Source organism: Methylophaga nitratireducenticrescens (assembly GCF_000260985.4).
Taxonomy (GTDB): domain Bacteria; phylum Pseudomonadota; class Gammaproteobacteria; order Nitrosococcales; family Methylophagaceae; genus Methylophaga; species Methylophaga nitratireducenticrescens.
Window position 1 is genome coordinate 2,930,711 of record NC_017857.3, and the last position, 18,275, is coordinate 2,948,985.

An 18,275-nucleotide genomic window follows, 5' to 3' on the forward strand; every position below is an offset into this window, starting at 1 on the left:
CACCTCGAAGAAACACCTGCTTTCTTTTAACAGAAATGCAGGTAGGGTCATATATTGTAGGTGGCCGAATGTCGATCGGCCTGCAACGGAAAAAGGCCGGTGACTAAAGTCACCAGCCATTTTCTTTTTCGTGGCAGTAAACTGACCACGATTGTAGGTGTGCTTACTTAAGTTCAGCAGTCGCACCAGCTTCTTTCAATTGGTTCAGAACGTCTTCAGCTTCTGCTTTTTCAACGCCTTCTTTAACAGTTGCTGGAACGCCTTCTACCATGTCTTTAGCTTCTTTCAAGCCCAGACCGGTCAATGCACGAACAACTTTGATAACGCCAACTTTGTTTTCGCCAAAGCTAGTCATAACAACGTTGAACTCTGATTGTTCTTCAGCAGCAGCGGCAGCTGGAGCAGCGGCAGCAGCGGCGGCAACAGGAGCAGCGGCAGTTACGCCAAATTTTTCTTCCATTGCTTCGATCAGATCTACGATCTCAACAACAGTCATATTGGAAATCGCTTCCAAGATATCGTCTTTAGATACAGCCATGATATTTTCCTATTTCAAGCTTACAGAATTAAATAATAAGTTACTTATCCAAAATGGATTAAGCAGCTTGTTTTGCGTCGCGAACGGCCGCAAATGTGCGAACCATTTTGCTGGTAGGCGCTTGCAAAGTACGAACAAATTTTTCGATTGGTGCTTTAAGCGTACCCATGAACATGCTGATAGCTTGATCTTTGGTAGGCATTTTCGCCAAACGGTCTAAATCGGAAGCAGGTAAAAGCTTGCCACCTAATGAAACCATTTTGACTTCGAGTTTTTTGTTGTCTTTAGCAAAATCAGCCATGACACGTGCAACGGCACCTGGATCTTCCATAGAAAATCCGAATACCAAAGGTCCAGTCATTCCTTCCTGCATGCAGGCGAAATCAGTACCTTCAACAGCACGGCGAGCTAATGTATTACGTACTACACGTAAATAAACATTTTGCTCACGCGCTGCGAGTCGCAACGCTGTCATTTCTGAAACAGTCAAACCACGATATTCTGCTGCAACAGCAGAAAATGCGGATGATGCAATTTCAGCGACCTCAGCAACGACGGCCTTTTTACCTTCGAGATTTAAAGCCACCTAAGACCTCCTTAGGTTCACTACTCACAATGAAGTAGCGTGTGTTGCTAACAAAAGAAGTGTTGCCACTTCCACCTTCACGGCATTCAACCTCAGAAACTTCTGTAGCTGAACCCGTCTGCGCAGGCAGACTGACGTCTATTAAATTTTCATGCCTGCGGTCTTAGACGACCCAGTGACAAGCACTGGGCGGTCCAATTCTTTTCCCTGACTAAGCCAGGAATGATTTATCTACTGGAACACCTGCACCCATGGTGCTTGAAACACTGATACGTTTTATATAAACGCCTTTAGCAGAACTTGGTTTCAATTTGTTCAAATCTTCCAGTAAGGCAAGCAAGTTTTGACGTAAAGCTTCAACTTCAAATCCTGCGTTACCGATTGCACAATGGATGATGCCGGCTTTATCAGTACGGTAACGAACCTGTCCAGATTTAGCATTCTTAACGGCTTCAGCAACATTTGGCGTAACAGTACCGACTTTAGGGTTAGGCATCAGTCCACGTGGGCCCAGTACTTGACCTAAAGTACCAACAATACGCATTGCATCTGGTGAAGCGATAACAACATCAAAATCCATGTTACCGGCTTTAATTGATTCAGCTAAATCTTCGAAACCAACAATATCAGCACCGGCTTCTTTCGCTGCATCAGCATTAGCACCTTGCGCAAAAACAGCAACACGTACTGTTTTACCGGTACCATTTGGCAATACAGTTGAACTACGTACAACTTGATCCGATTTACGCGGATCAACGCCCAGATTGATTGAAACATCAATAGACTCAACAAATTTGGCTGATGCATTTTCTTTTACAAAACTTAACGCTTCATCAAGTTCAAACAATTTACCGGCAATCAGTTTTTCGCGAATAGCGCGACTTCTTTTTCCAAGAGCAGCCATTTATTCAACCCCTTCTGTATTCAAACCCATACTGCGCGCAGTACCGGCAATTGTTCTAACAGCGGCATCTAAATCGGCAGCAGAAAGATCTGGCATTTTAGTATTGGCAATTTCTTCCAATTGAGCGCGGGTTACAGTTCCGACTTTATCTGTGTTTGGGCGAGCACTACCACTTTTCAGGTTTGCTGCTTTTTTCAGCAGGACAGAAGCCGGTGGAGTTTTGGTAATAAACGTAAAACTTTTATCATTAAACACAGTAATTACTACTGGTGTGGGCAAGCCTGGTTCCAGATTTTGTGTCTTTGCGTTAAACGCTTTACAGAATTCCATAATGTTCACACCATGCTGACCCAATGCAGGACCAACAGGAGGACTTGGGTTTGCCTGACCAGCTGCAACCTGCAACTTGATATAGGCTGTTATCTTTTTAGCCATTATTAACTCCTATACGGGTACTAACGCCTTACGGCTCCCCAATAACGTTCCAGTAGAAACTGGGCTTTTTCTAACCTAGCCTTTAGCGACTTGGCTGAATTCAAGTTCGACAGGTGTTGAACGTCCAAAAATAACTACCTCAACACGCAATCTGCTTTTCTCATAGTTAACTTCTTCGACAACACCGGTGAAGTCATTAAACGGTCCATCAGTGACACGTACTACTTCGCCAGGTTCAAACAGAACTTTCGGACGAGGACTTTCGACACCTTCCTGAACACGTTGCAGAATTTGTTCTGCTTCTTTATCAGAAATGGGGGCTGGGCGATCACCTGTGCCACCAATGAAACGTAAGACCCGTGGCAGATCATTCACCACATGCCACGTTTCGTCATCCATTTCCATATTAACAAGCACATAGCCTGGAAAGAACTTACGTTCACTACGGCGTTTTTGACCTTCACGCATTTCCACAACTTCTTCAGTTGGAACGAGAATGTCACCGAATTTTTCTTCCAGCCCCATACGGGCAATACGTTCTTCTAAAGAACGTTTGACTTGTGCTTCATAGCCGGAATAGGCTTGTATTACGTACCAGCGTTTACTCATTTCACATCCAGCTTTATAAAGTCAGCGCGCGAACGGCCCAACCTAATAGTGAGTCATATCCCCACAACATGATGGCAACAACAATAACCATTACGATAACTACCAGGGTCGTTTGTAAAGTTTCCTGCCGGGTTGGCCAGACAACTTTCCTCACTTCTACCTGAGTATCACCTATATATGATAACACCGTTGCACCCACAGCTGCGCGAGATACAATAAACAAGGAAAGTGCAGCCACCGCAAGGAGGCCAAGCACACGCAGCAATGTTGAATACTCAGAGTAGGTATAAAACAAAGCAATCGCAGCGACCATTAAGGCGGCTGCGACTATTAATTTGAGTTTATCTGCCATTGTTTTTGTTATTTATCCATCTTGATGAAAACAAAAATGGCAGGCCAGGAGGGAATCGAACCCCCAACCTACGGTTTTGGAGACCGTCGCTCTGCCAATTGAGCTACTGGCCTAACATATGCTCCCATTCGGCTGAGCACCCATGTGCTCAGCCATAAGCATTATATACTATTCGACGATCTTACTGACGACGCCAGCACCAACGGTGCGGCCGCCTTCACGAATAGCAAAACGTAAACCTTCTTCCATCGCAATCGGATTGATTAAAGTTACGTCCATCTTGACGTTATCACCAGGCATAACCATTTCTACACCAGAGGGTAATTCACAGGCACCTGTGACGTCGGTTGTACGGAAATAAAACTGTGGACGGTAACCATTGAAAAATGGTGTGTGACGGCCACCTTCGTCTTTCGACAAAATGTACACTTCCGCTTCAAATTTTGTATGGGGCTTGATAGTGCCCGGGTGCGCCAGTACCTGTCCACGGTCAACGTCTTCACGTTTGGTACCGCGTAACAACACACCAACGTTGTCCCCTGCCTGACCTTGGTCCAGCAGTTTGCGGAACATTTCAACACCTGTACAGGTAGTTTTCTGCGTGTCTTTGATACCAACGATTTCGAGTTCGTCGCCAACTTTGACAATACCACGCTCTACACGACCGGTTACAACCGTACCACGACCAGAGATAGAGAAAACGTCTTCGATAGGCATTAAGAATGCACCATCAATCGCTCGTTTCGGCTCTGGGAAGTATTCGTCCATCGCTTCAGCCAGACGCATAATTGAAGGAGCACCAATTTCGCTGGTATCGCCTTCCAATGCTTTCAGTGCTGAACCAACAATAATTGGGGTGTCATCACCTGGGAAGTCATATGAATCCAATAATTCACGTACTTCCATTTCTACCAGTTCAATCAGCTCAGCATCATCAACCATGTCTGCTTTGTTCAGGTAAACAATGATGTATGGAACGCCAACCTGACGTGACAACAGAATGTGTTCACGTGTTTGTGGCATCGGGCCGTCTGCTGCGTTAACCACCAGAATCGCACCATCCATCTGTGCTGCACCCGTGATCATGTTTTTGACATAGTCAGCATGGCCTGGGCAGTCTACGTGGGCGTAATGACGATTCGCTGTTTCGTATTCTACGTGCGCTGTCGCAATCGTGATGCCGCGCTCTCTTTCTTCCGGTGCGTTATCAATATCCGCGTAATTTTTGAATTCGCCACCTGATGCTTCTGCCATTACTTTGGTAATCGCAGCTGTCAGTGTCGTTTTACCATGGTCAACGTGACCTATGGTGCCCACGTTTACGTGGGGTTTTGTACGTTCAAATTTTGCCTTAGACATGCCAGTCTCCCCGCCAAACTTTTTAATTGTTAAAATCAAAAACAGGCAAGGAACTCCCTGCCCAATCAAATCGAAATAATGGAGCCCGCAATCAGAATCGAACTGATGACCTCATCCTTACCATGGATGCGCTCTACCGACTGAGCTATGCGGGCCATATTTTCCAAACTAAAATGGAGCGGGTGATGGGAATCGAACCCACATAGTCAGCTTGGAAGGCTGGAGTTCTACCATTGAACTACACCCGCAAAATAGTAAACTCTTCATAAAAATGGTGGAGGGGGGAGGATTCGAACCTCCGAAGGTAGAACCGTCAGATTTACAGTCTGATCCCTTTGGCCGCTCGGGAACCCCTCCACTAAAGAGGTCGCATTTTCCGGAAATACCTGCTTGCTGTCAACCACTATCTTACTTTTAAATCAAAATGACAGAAAAGACTGTTTAAAACTAATTTCGAATCATCAATAGCTGATACAGCTATAGTATACTGGGCGGCTATTTTTCTAAATAATTACTGGAGTTTTTTATGGAGCAATACCGTGGCACCACGATCCTCTCATATCGTCGTGACGGCCAGGTAGTGATTGGTGGGGACGGACAGGTCAGCCTTGGCAATACTATTATGAAAGGCAATGCCCGAAAAGTAAGACGTCTTTATCATAACAAAGTGATTGCTGGTTTTGCTGGTGGCACCGCAGATGCCTTTACGCTGTTTGAACGTTTTGAAGCTAAACTGGAAAAACATCAAGGCAACCTTACTCGCAGTGCTCTTGAGCTGGCTAAAGACTGGCGTACGGATAGAATGATGCGCCGTCTCGAAGCTCTGCTGGCAGTTGCAGATGCCGAAGCGTCTTTAATTATCTCGGGTAATGGCGACGTCATTGAGCCTGAACACGGCTTAATTGCAATCGGCTCAGGTGGTCCGTTCGCCCAGGCTGCTGCAACAGCTTTACTGCAAAACACTGATTTATCTGCCAGTGAGATTGTTGAGAAAGGCTTGAATATCGCTGCTGATATCTGCATCTATACCAATCACAACCTCACTATAGAAACTTTGGATTACAACAAATAATGATGAATCAATCACTTACGCCAAAACAAATTGTTCACGAATTAGATAAACACATTATCGGACAGCACGAAGCCAAAAAAGCCGTTGCGATAGCCTTGCGTAATCGTTGGCGTCGACAACAGCTTGATGCGACCTTGCAACAGGAAGTGACGCCCAAAAATATCTTGATGATTGGTCCGACCGGTGTGGGGAAAACTGAAATCGCCAGACGACTGGCTTCCCTGGTAAATGCTCCTTTTATTAAAGTTGAGGCGACTAAATTTACCGAGGTCGGTTATGTCGGTCGTGATGTTGAATCAATTATTCGTGATCTCGCTGAAAGTGCGATGAAAATGTTGCGTGAAACTGCCATTAATGATGCCAAACCGCTTGCCATTGATGCGGCAGAAGAACGAATTCTTGATTCATTGCTTACACCTGCCCGCGGCACATTAACCGAAGAAGAATCTAATACCCGACAAAAATTCCGCAAAATGTTGCGTGAAGGCAAACTCGATGATCGGGAAATTGAACTGGAGCTGGCACAACATCAGATGGGCGTTGAGATCATGACACCACCGGGAATGGAGGAACTCACCAGCCAGTTACAGGATATGTTCCAAAGTATGGGTAACCAACGCAAGTCAACCCGAAAACTGACCGTGGCGAAAGCTATGCGTTTAATCAGTGAAGAAGAAGCAGCCAAGTTGATTAACGAAGAAGATTTAAAGGCTGAGGTTATTAACCGTGTCGAACAAAATGGCATTGTGTTTCTGGATGAAATAGACAAGATTACTCACCGTGGCGAAGGTGCTGGAAGTGGTGCGGACGTCTCACGTGCCGGTGTGCAACGTGATTTATTACCTTTAGTCGAAGGTAGCACTGTTTCAACCAAATACGGTATGTTGAAAACGGATCACATTCTATTTATTGCATCTGGCGCTTTTCATCTCAGCAAACCTTCAGACCTGATTCCGGAATTGCAAGGACGATTACCCATCAGAGTTGAGCTCAATGCTCTGACAACGGAAGATTTTGTCAGAATTCTGACCGAACCGGATGCATCGCTTACTGAACAATACTCTGCATTAATGGCAACTGAATCTGTTGATTTGAGTTTTACAACTGATGGCATCAAACGTATTGCCGAGCTTGCCTGGCAAGTAAATGAAAAGACCGAGAATATCGGTGCCCGTCGTCTGCATACCCTGCTGGAAAGATTGTTGGAAGACATTTCATACGAAGCAGGTGAAGATACTGAACAAAAATTTATCATCGATGAAAATTATGTCAGTCAGCAGCTGTCAGAGCTGGTGCAGGATGAAGACTTGTCACGATATATCCTTTGAGGAAAATTATGAGTCAGGCACCATTGCCAAGCGAAATACAGTTACACAAGCAATCCCGTAAACTGGAACTGGTCTACGATGATAAGCATTATTTTCTATCTGCTGAATTCCTGCGAGTCCATTCTCCTTCGGCTGAAGTTAAAGGTCATGGTTCGGGACAGGAAGTATTACAAATACAAAAAGAAAACGTGGGTATCAACAATATTGAACCAGTTGGTCATTACGCCATCAAAATTTATTTTGATGATGGTCATGACAGCGGTCTATTCAGTTGGGATTATTTATACAACCTCTGCATTAACCGGGATAATTATTGGCAAAAATACCTCGGTAAGTTGATGGCTGAGGGATATGAACGTCAACGCGACGCCTGAGGAAATTATGGAAGACAATAACACTACTCATTTTGGGTTTAAGCAGGTACCCACTAGCGAAAAAGCTAAACATGTTGCCGAGGTATTTCACTCTGTTGCGAGTCGCTATGACTTGATGAATGATTTGATGTCCATGGGAATTCATCGTTTTTGGAAGCGCTTTACATTGCATAACAGCAATGTAAGACGGGGAGCAAAAGTGCTTGATATTGCCGGAGGTACCGGTGATTTGACTGCCAAGTTTGCTGATATGGTTGGTTCAAAAGGCAAAGTTGTTTTGGCTGATATCAATGCTTCTATGCTGAATGTTGGTCGTGATCGTCTTACCGATCTGGGTAAATCCGGCAATATTGAATATGTTCAAGCCAATGCTGAAACCTTGCCATTTCCTGATAATACATTTGACTGCATAACAATTGCCTTTGGTTTACGCAATGTTACTGATAAAGATAAAGCCCTTCGTTCGATGTTGCGGGTGCTCAAACCTGGTGGAAAATTAATGGTGCTGGAGTTTTCCCAACCTGTCAGCTGGTTAACACCGATCTACGACACATACTCATTCAAAGTATTACCGGCATTAGGTAAATTGTTTACCAATGATGCTGAAAGTTATCGCTATTTGGCTGAATCAATTCGAATGCACCCGGATCAGACTAGTTTGAAAAAAATGATGGAAGATGCTGGATTCGAACGTGTTGATTTCATGAATATGTCTGCAGGCATTGTGGCATTACATAGTGGTTATAAATTTTAAATCATGAGTTTATTTTTAAAGCCATTTGAAATGGCCTTGAATCATGCATTGCGCTTTGACATGGAAAGCCATGAACAGCTCAAACATTTTGCAAATCGTAGCATCCGCATTGATATCACCAACCTGAATCTTGCCGTTTTGGCTAAATTCACTGATAACAGAATTGTGCTGGATAATGCTGGCGATGAAATTGCTGACTTGATGATTAAGGCTGATAGCTTTGCCTTGTTAAAACTGTTAAAGCAGCCGGAGAGCCTGTTTTCCAATCAAATCCAGATCCTCGGTGATGTCCAGTTCGCCAAACAGTTACAGGACTGGCAGCAACACTTTGATTTCGACTGGGAACAGCAGCTCGCCAGAGTTACAGGGGATACATTAGCCTATCCGCTGGCCCAGAGTTTACGTCGTGGTTTTGACTGGTTGAATTACAATCGCTCAGAATTCGAACAAAGTGTGGCCGAATACCTCAGAGAAGAAAGTCATTATTTGCCGGATAAATCGCAAACTCAGCGGTTTATGCAAAATGTGGATCTGCTTCGTGCCGATACTGAAAGATTAGAAGCCCGAATAAAAAGACTGCAAAACATTACTGAGAAAAAAACATGAAATTCAGTCAGTTCGGACGTTTATTACAAATAAATCATGTGCTGGGCCGTCATCGCCTCGACGAACTGATTCTGACCATACATTTTTTCCGACCCTATCGATTTCTCAGCTGGTTTTCACCTTATCGCTGGCGCCATAAAGCCCACGTGCCTAGAGGAGAGCGAATTCGCTTGGCATTGCAGGATTTAGGACCGATTTTTGTCAAATTTGGTCAAATCCTCTCTACCCGTCGCGATTTATTACCGGAAGATATCGCTGATTCATTGGCAAAACTGCAGGATCAAGTTGCTCCCTTCCCCAATGATGTTGCGTTAGCATTAATCCATGCCGCTTATGAAGAAGGCGAACCGGTACGCATTTTCAGTCATATTGATGCTGAACCATTAGCCTCTGCATCAATCGCTCAGGTGCATGCTGCGACTTTGACTGATGGTAAACAAGTCATTCTTAAATTAGTACGTCCGGGCATTGAGAAAGTGATTCGCCGTGATGTCGACCTGCTTTATACCCTCGCCGGTTTAGCCGAACGCTACTGGTCTGAAGGCAAACGACTGCGTCCCCGTGAGGTGGTTGCAGAGCTTGAAAAAAATCTGTTTGATGAGTTGGATATGTTGCGTGAAGCAGCGTCAGCTTCGCAACTGAAACGACATTTTGCTGATGAGCGATTACTTTATGTTCCAGAAGTTTACTGGTCACTGACCAAACCAAACCTGCTGGTTCAGGAACGGGTATTTGGCGCTCCGATCAGCAATATAGCTTTACTGAAGCAGCATAATATCGATTTGGAACTGCTCGCCACTATCGGGGTGGAAATCTTCTTTACCCAGGTATTCAGACATAGTTTTTTTCATGCTGATATGCACCCGGGCAATATTCTGGTCGACGTCAATAATCCACTATTGCCGCGTTATATTGCCATTGATTTCGGCATTATGGGTACTCTTTCACCTGACGATCAACGTTATCTGGCTGAAAACTTTCTGGCTTTCTTTAATCATGATTATCGTCGTGTTGCCGAACTGCATATCCAATCCGGCTGGGTGCCGGCAGAAACCCGAATGGATGAATTTGAATCAGCCATTCGCAGTGTTTGTGAACCTATTTTTGCCCGCCCACTGAAAGAAATTTCCTTTGGACAGTTGTTGTTAAGACTGTTTCAAACTGCACGTCGCTTTGATATGCAAATCCAGCCCCAATTGGTTCTATTACAAAAAACTCTGCTTAATATTGAAGGGCTGGGGCGCGACTTGTATCCCGATCTAGACTTATGGCAAACTGCCAAACCGATTCTGGAGCAATGGATGAAGGAAAAGCTGGGATGGCAGGCAGCCGTTAAATCGCTGCAGAAAGAAGTACCAACCTGGGCAGAGACTTTACCGACCTTGCCAAGAATGCTGCATGATCTGACCAAGCAAGCTCAAGCCGGTCAGTTACATATGCAGCTATCGTCGAAGGATTTGGACAAGATCCGTCAGGAAGTTCGCTATTCAAGTTATCGAACAGCCACAGCCGTAAGCGGTGCTGCCTTTATTGTGGGTGCAGCAATAATTAAAGGCCTGGATGGATATTCGTCAAATATGTTGGCCGGAATGCCTGTTCTTAGCTGGGTGTTGGGACTTTGGGGCGGATTAATGCTTTATTTCAGTCTGCGTCGATCTGATTAATCAGAACAATCCACTAATTACACCTTTATCATCAATATCGATTCGCTCCGCCGCAGGAATTTTTGGCAACCCGGGCATCGTCATCACATCACCGCAGAGCACGACAATAAACCCTGCCCCTCGTGATAAACGCACATCGCGAATGGTCAAAGTATGTTGATCCGGAGCCCCACGCAAACTCGGATCGCTACTAAAAGAATAAGGTGTTTTAGCCATGCATACCGGCAAATCACCATGCAGAGATTGAAACTCACCAAGTTTTTTCAGTACTTTTTTATCAGCGATAACATCATTAGCCCCATACAATCTCGTGGCTACAGCATTGATTTTTTCCCACAACGTCGCACTATCGCTATACAACAACTCGCATTTACTTGGTTGCTGTAATTTTTCTACTACTATCTGCGCGAGTAACTCAGCACCTGCTCCACCTTCAGCCCAATGTCTGGCCACAACGGCTGTCGCTCCCATAGCCTCTACCGAGTTTTTAATTAACGCAATTTCAGCATCACTGTCCTGAATGAAGTGGTTTATCGCCACAACGCATTCCAGACCGAATTCGTTTTGTAGATTATGTAAATGCTTTTGCAGATTAGTCAGTCCCGACTCAAGCGCGGAAAGATTTTCAGCCGCCAGATCCGGAACATTGATACCACCATGGTATTTCAACGCTTTTAACGTGGCGACCACCACCGCCAAGTCAGGACGAATACCGGCTTTTCGGCATTTAATATTAATAAACTTTTCTGCACCCAAGTCAGCACCAAAGCCAGCTTCAGTAACTACATAATCGCTCAGTTTTAACGCCATTTTGGTAGCGATAACCGAATTGCAGCCATGCGCAATATTGGCAAAAGGTCCACCATGAACAAACGCCGGATTATTTTCCAAAGTCTGCACCAAATTCGGTTTAATGGCTTCTTTAAGCAGCGCCGTCATCGCACCATGGGCATTCAGATCACTTGCGTAGCGCGGAGACCCATCGATTGAATAGCCAATCAGAATATTGCCTAGCCGTTGTTTCAATTCAGTTAATGTGCCAGCCAGACAAAATATCGCCATGACTTCTGAGGCAACGACAATATCAAAGCGATCTTCACGGACAAAACCATTCGCTGGCCCGCCCATACCTATCGTGATCTGACGTAAAGCCCGGTCATTCATATCCACTACCCGCTGCCAGGTAATCTTGCGAGTATCCAGTTGCAAAGTATTGCCATGATGAATATGGTTATCAATCATTGCTGCCAACAGGTTATGTGCCGCTGCAATAGCATGAAAATCACCGGTAAAATGTAGATTGATATCTTCCATGGGGACGACCTGCGAATAACCGCCCCCGGCAGCGCCACCTTTCAAACCAAAGCATGGGCCCATAGAGGGTTCACGAACACAAACCGTAGATTGTTTACCAATCCGGTTTAAAGCGTCACTCAGACCAATAGTGGTAGTCGTTTTACCTTCACCAGCGGGGGTTGGGCTAATGGCTGTAACCAGAATCAATTTACCATCAGGCTTGGTTGCTAATTCGTCCATTACCTGCAGAGAAACCTTGGCTTTATAACGGCCGTAACTATCCAGATCCTCGACACGCAAACCTAATTTTTGCGTGGCGACCTCTGTAATATTCTGCATTTTTGCGTGTTGGGCGATTTCAATATCTGACATGCTATTTTCCGAATTTTGGCTCTGTGGGCATTATACGCGAGTTCATTCATCACCCGGTTTGAGAGCCAGTAGTTATTCGCCCCAGCGTGGCATCAATTGATGGCTTATAGAGGCTTGATCGAGAATTCTTGCCACTACAAAATCGACAATGTCTTCGAGTGTCTGCGGTCGAAAATAAAAACCGGGATTTGGCGGCATAATGCATACGCCCAGTCGGGACAGTTTCAGCATATTTTCCAAATGGATTTGCGAAAAAGGTGCTTCTCTCGGCACAACAATTAATTTACGTTGCTCTTTAATCATGACATCAGCGGCACGATTAATCAGATTATCGCTACCGCCGCAGGCAATGGCTGACAGTGTTCCCATGGTGCACGGACAGACAATCATCGTAGGTACTGAATGTGATCCACTGGCAAGTGGTGAAGACCATTGCTGCTCGCCATAAAGCTTTATCTGTCCGGCCTGGCAATTGAACTGTTTTTCCAACACCTTGGTGGCATCTGCTGCGCGAGCAGGTAATTTCCAGTCCAGTTCATCAGCCAATACGATACGACCGGCAGCAGAAATCATCAGATGTACTGTTATTCCCTGATGCAACAATTGTTCTAGTAAACGTTTTGCATAGGGAGCACCCGAAGCCCCCGTAATGGCAAGTGCAATTTGTAAAGGATCAGACATTGGTCAACGCATCCAGAATTTTTTGATGAATACCACCAAAGCCACCGTTACTCATCACGACAATATGATCACCAGCTTCACTGTGTTGGGCCAATTGCAAAACAATATCGTCAACTTGATGATGTATTTCGGCTTTATGTCCGAGTTGCTGCTTGATTGCATCCAAAGACCAGGAGAATTGCGGATCCTGAAATAAAATCACGTTATCGGCTTGTTGCAATGACTCAGCCAAAGTTTGTGCATGTACTCCCATTTTCATGGTATTGGATCGTGGCTCTAATACTGCTATCAGCCGTTGCTGACCGATATTGGCTCGCAGACCTTGCAAAGTGGTAGCAATCGCTGTCGGATGATGAGCAAAGTCATCATAGACTTTTACGCCACGGCATTCTCCTCGCAGTTCGAGCCGGCGCTTCACCCCTTTAAACTGGTTTAATGCTTCACAGGCATGTTCGACAGTAACGCCTACATGATGTGCGGCGGCAATAGCGGCAAGGGCATTATTGACATTATGTCGACCGAGTAATGACCAGCTCACTTTTGCAGCCTGCTGTTTGTGTTTAACAGAAAAACAATGACCATCTTCGGCAATCTCTGCCAATTGCCAATCGGCCCTTTCACCATCGATGGATTGTCGATGAGTCCAACAACCTCGTTCGAGAGTCTGTTCAATCGCCGGAACAGCATAGGGGGTAATTAACAGACCTTCTGACGGGACTGTACGGATAAGGTGATGAAATTGGGTTTGGATAGCTGCCAGATCGGCAAAGATATCTGCATGGTCAAATTCGAGGTTATTAATCACCAGAGTGCGAGGATGGTAATGGATAAATTTGCTGCGTTTATCAAAAAATGCGGTGTCATATTCATCGGCCTCAATCACAAAAAAAGGCGTATTTCCTATAGCGGCAGATTGACCGAAATTACCTGGCACCCCCCCAATCAGAAAGCCGGGTCGCATTCCCGCATATTCAAGAATCCATGCCAGCATACTGCTGGTTGTGGTTTTACCGTGAGTACCAGATACCGCCAACACCCATCGATTTACCAAAATATTTTCTGCCAGCCACTGGGGACCTGAAATATACGGCAGCCCCTGGTTGAGCACATATTCAACAGCCGCATTTCCACGCGACATCGCATTGCCCATGATGACCATGTCGGGAGAGGGTTGCAGATGTTCTGGTAAATAGCCTTGCATCACATCAATGCCAGCATCAGCTAACTGATCACTCATCGGTGGATAAACGTTAGCGTCAGAACCAGAAACGTTAAAACCACGTTCACGTGCCAGTAAAGCCAGCCCACCCATGAAGGTGCCGCAGATTCCTAAAATATGGATATGCATTCAGGCAACTCCAGACATAACAAGGCCATTCGTAATAATGGCCAGAAATACATATAAGATCGTCAGTGCCACTGCTTTAGGTGCCGATGTCTCGATGCTATACCGAAATATATGTGCGGTGACCATCAAGCTCCATAGCATCACCAACATGAGTGCCAGTAATATAAAATTAGCCGTATCTGACTGTTCTGCAAATTGATGAAAGGCCCATAACAATGGCATGGCTAATATCCCCAACAGGCTTCCAGCACCAGCCAATGCCATTAATGTCTGTTGATAACGGGGCAGAAAATTATTCATTCGAAGTAACACATAGAGAAAAGTCATCAGCACAATAAGATCGGTTAAACCTATCCATAGGCTGATACGTAAAGACATATCAATTTGATTCACAACGACACTGATGACGAAGTACGTCGATAAAACCAGTTGCATCAGTTGGTTATTAGCGGGAAGACTTTCTGGTCCCGAGCGAAACAGACAAATATCGATGAGTCGTTGTATAACTTTCATGTGCGGCATCATAGCGCGTCAGTAAGCGTTCACAAAATATTTCTCGCTACAAATGTTATTTGATTTATAAAATCCAGCGACGCCAACATAACCTGACGAAATTTATAACGCCTCTATCAAATTCAATCGTCTAACGCAACGCCCCATGGGAAAGCACCAACCTGAATCGATTTAATGCGCTCCTGCTTCGCAGTATCAACAACGGATACAGTGCCATCAACACCATCCGCAGTATAAAGTTTCGTTCCATCTTTAGAGACTTCTATTCCCCAAACCCTTTTTCCAACAGGTACATTAGCTTTTAACACCAATGTTTCAGCATCCAGGAAAGCCACGGAATTACCACGTCCAGTGGTGATGTATAGCATTTTATCATCGGGACTGACCTTGATATCCATTGGTTTGGAGTTTTCGACATCAATTCCGGATTTCTTGATTACTTTGAATGTTTCCATATCAATAATCGCAACTTCGTTACCAATTTCACTCGTTGCATAGGCCAAACTGCCATTGCTGTTAAATGCCAAGCCTCTTGGGCGTGCTCCAACAACCAAATGTGCCACGGGTTGGTAATTAGCCGTCTCGATAATATGAACCATGTTACTTGATTCACTGGTGACCAATGCATATTTACCAGTTGGCGATACGGCGACGCCTTCCGGTTCAATGCCAACCTTAACGGCTGAAAGCTTTACAGCGGATTTTGGGTCCAGGAATATAGCCTCACCATCATCCTCATTAGAAACCACTAAATGCCCATTTATCGGGTTCACATCAAAGGTTTCTGGATCATCACCAGCATCCAGTGTTTTGATCACTTTCAAAGTATTTACATCTACTACAGCAATTGCATTATCTTCACTAATCGCCACATAAAGCACCGTTTGATCAGGTGATAAACCAATACCACGTGGACGTTGCCCAATTTTTATTGTTGTTTCAATTGTATTGGTCCGTGAATTTATAACGCTTAACGTATCATCCTTTTCATTTGTCACAAACAAGCGGTATGTCGGTTCAGCTAATACTGTCGTGCTCGTCAGAAGCAATGAAGTCAGTAATAATATTTTATTTTTCATTCAGCGTTCTCCATGTCATATCTCAAGATTTGCAATTAACGCTCTCAAGGCTATTCAACCTTTCTTCAAATCCGCTTAACGGCGCATCTTCAAGAATTGTATTCTCATTATCAATTATTAGAAGAATCTGGCGAAAATTATCATTCTCACAAAAATCAGCGTTATCACTATTTTGACCATCAAAAACCCAAACTGTTTTGAGATGCTTCAACATAAATTCGGCATCATATTGCATGGTTTGCCTCACAGAACCCGCAATCATTTTGGTTCCAGCGCAGTCGGTCCAAGCTTGCTTGGTCATTGTTTTTTTTAAACCGGTTAGTTAACCGACTTCCAGAAACTTAGTACTTTAACAGGTATAGTGGGATTCTTTTGTTGCCATTGAGTTAATGTATTTGTTTGCTTGGTTTGATATTGAACAAATTTGGTAATACAGCCTCCTCGCAACCTATCAGCAGTTGAAATAAGCTTAATAACCGGTGTCACAGCAAATGGTTCTGATTATGTACTTATTATCAGTTGCTAACAGCAAGAGCTTCGCAAACTTTGTCACCTGAAGCATGCCGAGTTCAACAACATTTACTTGATATGCCTGTCTCAGAAAATCTCCCTTAGAATTCAACCGCTCAAGTTATTGTTGTATCCCAAGCCAAAGATATTTTTTCAGAAGTAATTTTTCTCAAGATTTTCACGCCAAGGCCGCTACGTGTTCTAATAGAAACAGGGCGAAATAGATGAAAAACAAATCACTGGAATTAGATCTGCGACAAATCATGCAAGGTCTTGAGGAATTTGCCACATTTATGAGTTATCAAAGTAACTATGAGGGCTTGCGTATACTTAAAGTTGAAACTCAGCATGACCAAGCTTCTCATGGCAACAATCAATTTTCAGACAATGTTATATCCATGGAAAAAGCCCGCATTAATCGGAACGATTCTATAGATATTATTCCTGCTAAAAATTATCAATCACCCAGACGGTGAGTCTTCATATTATCCTCTCAAAATACCAGGCATACGACTAAACCACTTCAGTTTATAAGTTTACTCTAAGCGGATGTTAACTGCCCAGCAATAATATAAGCTCCAATTCGTCAATAACTTCTTGGGTTTGTCTGCTTCTCTACGATGCCTGAGCTCCACCATGCAATAACTTCCATAATGCACTCAGTAAGGCCAAACATACCAGCATCGGCGTTTGTATCTGATTTTATCCTTGCCGTTATTGCTGACGAGGAGTTTCGTCAATGACAAGCGACGCCTTTATACAATTTCTGTTCGCCAGACCAGTAGTTGCTTCAGATTGCTATTCGCCCCCCTACTGTTTAGCTATCATATTCTTTGGTCGATTCAGTATAAGAGCTTTCATCTATCAATGAGTGTCTCCTACAAGGAGACTTACCGGTCGCATGATAAAAAAAGACCCGCATCATGCGGGCCTTACTGTTTTATTCAGACTTGGCTACCATCAGGGTTGACTTCACCATCTTCATCTTTTTCCGGAGGCATCAAGTCAGTCTTTGTCACCCCCATCAACAGTACAGCGGTGCCCGCAACATAAATTGATGAATAAGTCCCCACCAGAATCCCGATAAGCAGCGCCGTTGCAAAAGCGTGAATCACTTCACCGCCAAATACAAATAATGCCACGACAACCAGTAATGTTGTCATCGATGTCATAATGGTTCGTCCCAAGGTGGCATTAATAGAGGTGTTAATCACTTCAAGCGGTTCTGCTTTACGCATCTTCAGAAAGCTTTCACGGATCCTGTCAAATACTACAATGGTATCGTTCAGCGAATAGCCTATTACGGCGAGAATAGCGGCTAATACCGTCAGATCAAAATCCAGACGGAATAACGAGAAAAACCCGACAGTAATAACAACGTCATGGACCAACGCAAGCACCGATGCAATTGCAAAACGATATTCAAACCGTAATGCTACATAAATAAGAATACCAATCAGCGCATAAACCATCGCCAGACCGCCATCTTCGGCAAGTTCTTCCCCCACCTGAGGACCAACAAACTCGACTCTTCTGACCTCAACAGCATCGGTTTGTTCTGCTTGCAATAAAGCTACAACCTGATTACTTATTTCAGCCATATTTTCACTTTCAATAACGGGCAAACGTATCAGTACATCCGTTAAAGAACCAAAATTCTGAACTAAGGCATCCTCGTAACCGCCTTGTTCAAGTATTGTGCGGACTTCCTCCAGATCGACTGCCTGAGGATATCCCACTTCAATCATCGTGCCGCCGGTAAAATCAATTCCAAAATTCAAACTATTGGTCACAATTGAATACGCGGAAATCAATAATAATAATGCCGAAAATGCTAATGCAATTTTTCGGATCCCAACAAAATTAATGTTTGTTTCTTTGCTTAATAAATGCAT

At 44.3% G+C, this 18,275-nt stretch carries 21 protein-coding genes and 4 tRNA genes; 7 read left to right on the forward strand and 18 right to left on the reverse strand.

Features of this window, described 5'->3' with window-relative positions:
• Positions 1–163: 163 nt before the first annotated feature.
• The 11 genes from rplL to Q7A_RS14075 form a co-directional block, all read right to left on the reverse strand.
• Positions 164–538, reverse strand: coding sequence for a 50S ribosomal protein L7/L12 (rplL, locus tag Q7A_RS14025; protein WP_014707500.1), 375 nt, complete (start codon positions 536–538; stop codon positions 164–166).
• A gap of 58 nt (positions 539–596) precedes the next feature.
• Positions 597–1,124, reverse strand: a complete 528-nt coding sequence (gene rplJ / locus Q7A_RS14030) for a 50S ribosomal protein L10 (protein ID WP_014707501.1) — start codon at positions 1,122–1,124, stop codon at positions 597–599.
• A gap of 211 nt (positions 1,125–1,335) precedes the next feature.
• Positions 1,336–2,028 carry a 50S ribosomal protein L1 gene (rplA, locus tag Q7A_RS14035; protein WP_014707502.1) on the reverse strand — a complete coding sequence of 231 codons (693 nt, stop codon included), beginning with the start codon at positions 2,026–2,028 and terminating at the stop codon, positions 1,336–1,338.
• Positions 2,029–2,463 (reverse strand): 50S ribosomal protein L11, encoded by a 435-nt coding sequence (gene rplK, locus Q7A_RS14040; RefSeq protein ID WP_014707503.1) that lies wholly within the window; start codon positions 2,461–2,463, stop codon positions 2,029–2,031.
• 75 nt (positions 2,464–2,538) lie between these two features.
• Positions 2,539–3,072, reverse strand: a complete 534-nt coding sequence (nusG, locus tag Q7A_RS14045; protein WP_014707504.1) for a transcription termination/antitermination protein NusG — start codon at positions 3,070–3,072, stop codon at positions 2,539–2,541.
• Positions 3,073–3,085: 13 nt separating this feature from the next.
• On the reverse strand, positions 3,086–3,424 hold the full coding sequence (gene secE / locus Q7A_RS14050; protein WP_014707505.1) for a preprotein translocase subunit SecE: 339 nt from the start codon (positions 3,422–3,424) through the stop codon (positions 3,086–3,088).
• 37 nt (positions 3,425–3,461) lie between these two features.
• Positions 3,462–3,537: transfer RNA gene (locus Q7A_RS14055), tRNA-Trp, on the reverse strand.
• Between the two features lie 55 nt (positions 3,538–3,592).
• Positions 3,593–4,783 (reverse strand): elongation factor Tu, encoded by a 1,191-nt coding sequence (gene tuf, locus Q7A_RS14060; protein WP_014707495.1) that lies wholly within the window; start codon positions 4,781–4,783, stop codon positions 3,593–3,595.
• 79 nt (positions 4,784–4,862) lie between these two features.
• Positions 4,863–4,938: transfer RNA gene (locus Q7A_RS14065), tRNA-Thr, on the reverse strand.
• Between the two features lie 19 nt (positions 4,939–4,957).
• Positions 4,958–5,031: transfer RNA gene (locus tag Q7A_RS14070), tRNA-Gly, on the reverse strand.
• Positions 5,032–5,055: 24 nt separating this feature from the next.
• A tRNA-Tyr gene (locus Q7A_RS14075) sits at positions 5,056–5,140 on the reverse strand.
• Between the two features lie 169 nt (positions 5,141–5,309).
• On the opposite strand from Q7A_RS14075, the gene hslV reads away from it, so the two are divergent.
• Genes hslV through ubiB form a run of 6 tightly spaced genes read left to right on the forward strand, consistent with a single transcriptional unit; the run spans position 5,310 to position 10,581 of the window.
• Positions 5,310–5,855, forward strand: a complete 546-nt coding sequence (gene hslV, locus Q7A_RS14080; RefSeq protein ID WP_014707506.1) for an ATP-dependent protease subunit HslV — start codon at positions 5,310–5,312, stop codon at positions 5,853–5,855.
• Positions 5,855–7,183 (forward strand): ATP-dependent protease ATPase subunit HslU, encoded by a 1,329-nt coding sequence (gene hslU / locus Q7A_RS14085; RefSeq protein ID WP_014707507.1) that lies wholly within the window; start codon positions 5,855–5,857, stop codon positions 7,181–7,183. Before hslV ends, hslU begins: the two co-directional genes overlap by 1 nt.
• An 8-nt stretch (positions 7,184–7,191) precedes the next feature.
• Positions 7,192–7,557 (forward strand): gamma-butyrobetaine hydroxylase-like domain-containing protein, encoded by a 366-nt coding sequence (locus Q7A_RS14090; protein ID WP_014707508.1) that lies wholly within the window; start codon positions 7,192–7,194, stop codon positions 7,555–7,557.
• Between the two features lie 7 nt (positions 7,558–7,564).
• Entirely contained in the window at positions 7,565–8,311 is a 747-nt protein-coding gene (gene ubiE / locus Q7A_RS14095; protein WP_014707509.1) for a bifunctional demethylmenaquinone methyltransferase/2-methoxy-6-polyprenyl-1,4-benzoquinol methylase UbiE, read from the forward strand.
• Positions 8,312–8,314: 3 nt separating this feature from the next.
• Positions 8,315–8,917, forward strand: coding sequence for a ubiquinone biosynthesis accessory factor UbiJ (locus tag Q7A_RS14100; RefSeq protein WP_014707510.1), 603 nt, complete (start codon positions 8,315–8,317; stop codon positions 8,915–8,917).
• A complete protein-coding gene (gene ubiB, locus Q7A_RS14105) occupies positions 8,914–10,581 on the forward strand; it encodes a ubiquinone biosynthesis regulatory protein kinase UbiB (protein WP_014707511.1) in 1,668 nt (555 codons plus the stop codon). Before Q7A_RS14100 ends, ubiB begins: the two co-directional genes overlap by 4 nt.
• Here the strand turns inward: ubiB and Q7A_RS14110 are convergent, their stop codons facing one another.
• The 6 genes from Q7A_RS14110 to Q7A_RS14135 form a co-directional block, all read right to left on the reverse strand.
• Complete coding sequence (locus Q7A_RS14110; protein WP_014707512.1) at positions 10,582–12,249, reverse strand: formate--tetrahydrofolate ligase; 1,668 nt, start codon at positions 12,247–12,249, stop codon at positions 10,582–10,584.
• A 72-nt stretch (positions 12,250–12,321) separates the two neighbouring features.
• Entirely contained in the window at positions 12,322–12,930 is a 609-nt protein-coding gene (locus Q7A_RS14115; protein WP_014707513.1) for a UbiX family flavin prenyltransferase, read from the reverse strand.
• A complete protein-coding gene (gene mpl, locus Q7A_RS14120; protein WP_014707514.1) occupies positions 12,923–14,278 on the reverse strand; it encodes a UDP-N-acetylmuramate:L-alanyl-gamma-D-glutamyl-meso-diaminopimelate ligase in 1,356 nt (451 codons plus the stop codon). The genes Q7A_RS14115 and mpl overlap by 8 nt, the downstream gene beginning before the upstream one ends.
• On the reverse strand, positions 14,279–14,791 hold the full coding sequence (locus Q7A_RS14125; protein WP_014707515.1) for a hypothetical protein: 513 nt from the start codon (positions 14,789–14,791) through the stop codon (positions 14,279–14,281). It lies immediately after the preceding gene.
• A 122-nt stretch (positions 14,792–14,913) separates the two neighbouring features.
• Positions 14,914–15,870: a PQQ-dependent catabolism-associated beta-propeller protein gene (locus Q7A_RS14130; protein WP_014707516.1), complete on the reverse strand. Its 957-nt coding sequence runs from the start codon at positions 15,868–15,870 to the stop codon at positions 14,914–14,916.
• A 22-nt stretch (positions 15,871–15,892) separates the two neighbouring features.
• Positions 15,893–16,171 carry a hypothetical protein gene (locus tag Q7A_RS14135; protein WP_041354590.1) on the reverse strand — a complete coding sequence of 93 codons (279 nt, stop codon included), beginning with the start codon at positions 16,169–16,171 and terminating at the stop codon, positions 15,893–15,895.
• Positions 16,172–16,604: 433 nt separating this feature from the next.
• Here Q7A_RS14135 and Q7A_RS14140 point away from each other — a divergent pair, with 433 nt between their 5' ends.
• On the forward strand, positions 16,605–16,856 hold the full coding sequence (locus tag Q7A_RS14140) for a hypothetical protein (protein ID WP_014707518.1): 252 nt from the start codon (positions 16,605–16,607) through the stop codon (positions 16,854–16,856).
• 468 nt (positions 16,857–17,324) lie between these two features.
• Here Q7A_RS14140 and secF read toward each other — a convergent pair whose 3' ends face one another.
• A complete protein-coding gene (gene secF, locus Q7A_RS14145) occupies positions 17,325–18,275 on the reverse strand; it encodes a protein translocase subunit SecF (RefSeq protein WP_014707519.1) in 951 nt (316 codons plus the stop codon).

Bases quoted from the DNA above. Each gene is read 5' to 3' on its own strand.
- rplL (WP_014707500.1), bottom strand. From the start codon at position 538: ATGGCTGTATCTAAAGACGATATCTTGGAAGCGATTTCCAATATGACT.
- rplA (WP_014707502.1), bottom strand. From the start codon at position 2,028: ATGGCTGCTCTTGGAAAAAGAAGTCGCGCTATTCGCGAAAAACTGATT.
- rplK (WP_014707503.1), bottom strand. From the start codon at position 2,463: ATGGCTAAAAAGATAACAGCCTATATCAAGTTGCAGGTTGCAGCTGGT.
- nusG (WP_014707504.1), bottom strand. From the start codon at position 3,072: ATGAGTAAACGCTGGTACGTAATACAAGCCTATTCCGGCTATGAAGCA.
- secE (WP_014707505.1), bottom strand. From the start codon at position 3,424: ATGGCAGATAAACTCAAATTAATAGTCGCAGCCGCCTTAATGGTCGCT.
- tuf (WP_014707495.1), bottom strand. From the start codon at position 4,783: ATGTCTAAGGCAAAATTTGAACGTACAAAACCCCACGTAAACGTGGGC.
- hslV (WP_014707506.1), top strand. From the start codon at position 5,310: ATGGAGCAATACCGTGGCACCACGATCCTCTCATATCGTCGTGACGGC.
- hslU (WP_014707507.1), top strand. From the start codon at position 5,855: ATGATGAATCAATCACTTACGCCAAAACAAATTGTTCACGAATTAGAT.
- Q7A_RS14090 (WP_014707508.1), top strand. From the start codon at position 7,192: ATGAGTCAGGCACCATTGCCAAGCGAAATACAGTTACACAAGCAATCC.
- ubiE (WP_014707509.1), top strand. From the start codon at position 7,565: ATGGAAGACAATAACACTACTCATTTTGGGTTTAAGCAGGTACCCACT.
- Q7A_RS14100 (WP_014707510.1), top strand. From the start codon at position 8,315: ATGAGTTTATTTTTAAAGCCATTTGAAATGGCCTTGAATCATGCATTG.
- ubiB (WP_014707511.1), top strand. From the start codon at position 8,914: ATGAAATTCAGTCAGTTCGGACGTTTATTACAAATAAATCATGTGCTG.
- Q7A_RS14110 (WP_014707512.1), bottom strand. From the start codon at position 12,249: ATGTCAGATATTGAAATCGCCCAACACGCAAAAATGCAGAATATTACA.
- Q7A_RS14115 (WP_014707513.1), bottom strand. From the start codon at position 12,930: ATGTCTGATCCTTTACAAATTGCACTTGCCATTACGGGGGCTTCGGGT.
- mpl (WP_014707514.1), bottom strand. From the start codon at position 14,278: ATGCATATCCATATTTTAGGAATCTGCGGCACCTTCATGGGTGGGCTG.
- Q7A_RS14125 (WP_014707515.1), bottom strand. From the start codon at position 14,791: ATGAAAGTTATACAACGACTCATCGATATTTGTCTGTTTCGCTCGGGA.
- Q7A_RS14130 (WP_014707516.1), bottom strand. From the start codon at position 15,870: ATGAAAAATAAAATATTATTACTGACTTCATTGCTTCTGACGAGCACG.
- Q7A_RS14135 (WP_041354590.1), bottom strand. From the start codon at position 16,171: ATGACCAAGCAAGCTTGGACCGACTGCGCTGGAACCAAAATGATTGCG.
- Q7A_RS14140 (WP_014707518.1), top strand. From the start codon at position 16,605: ATGAAAAACAAATCACTGGAATTAGATCTGCGACAAATCATGCAAGGT.
- secF (WP_014707519.1), bottom strand. From the start codon at position 18,275: ATGCATTTATTAAGCAAAGAAACAAACATTAATTTTGTTGGGATCCGA.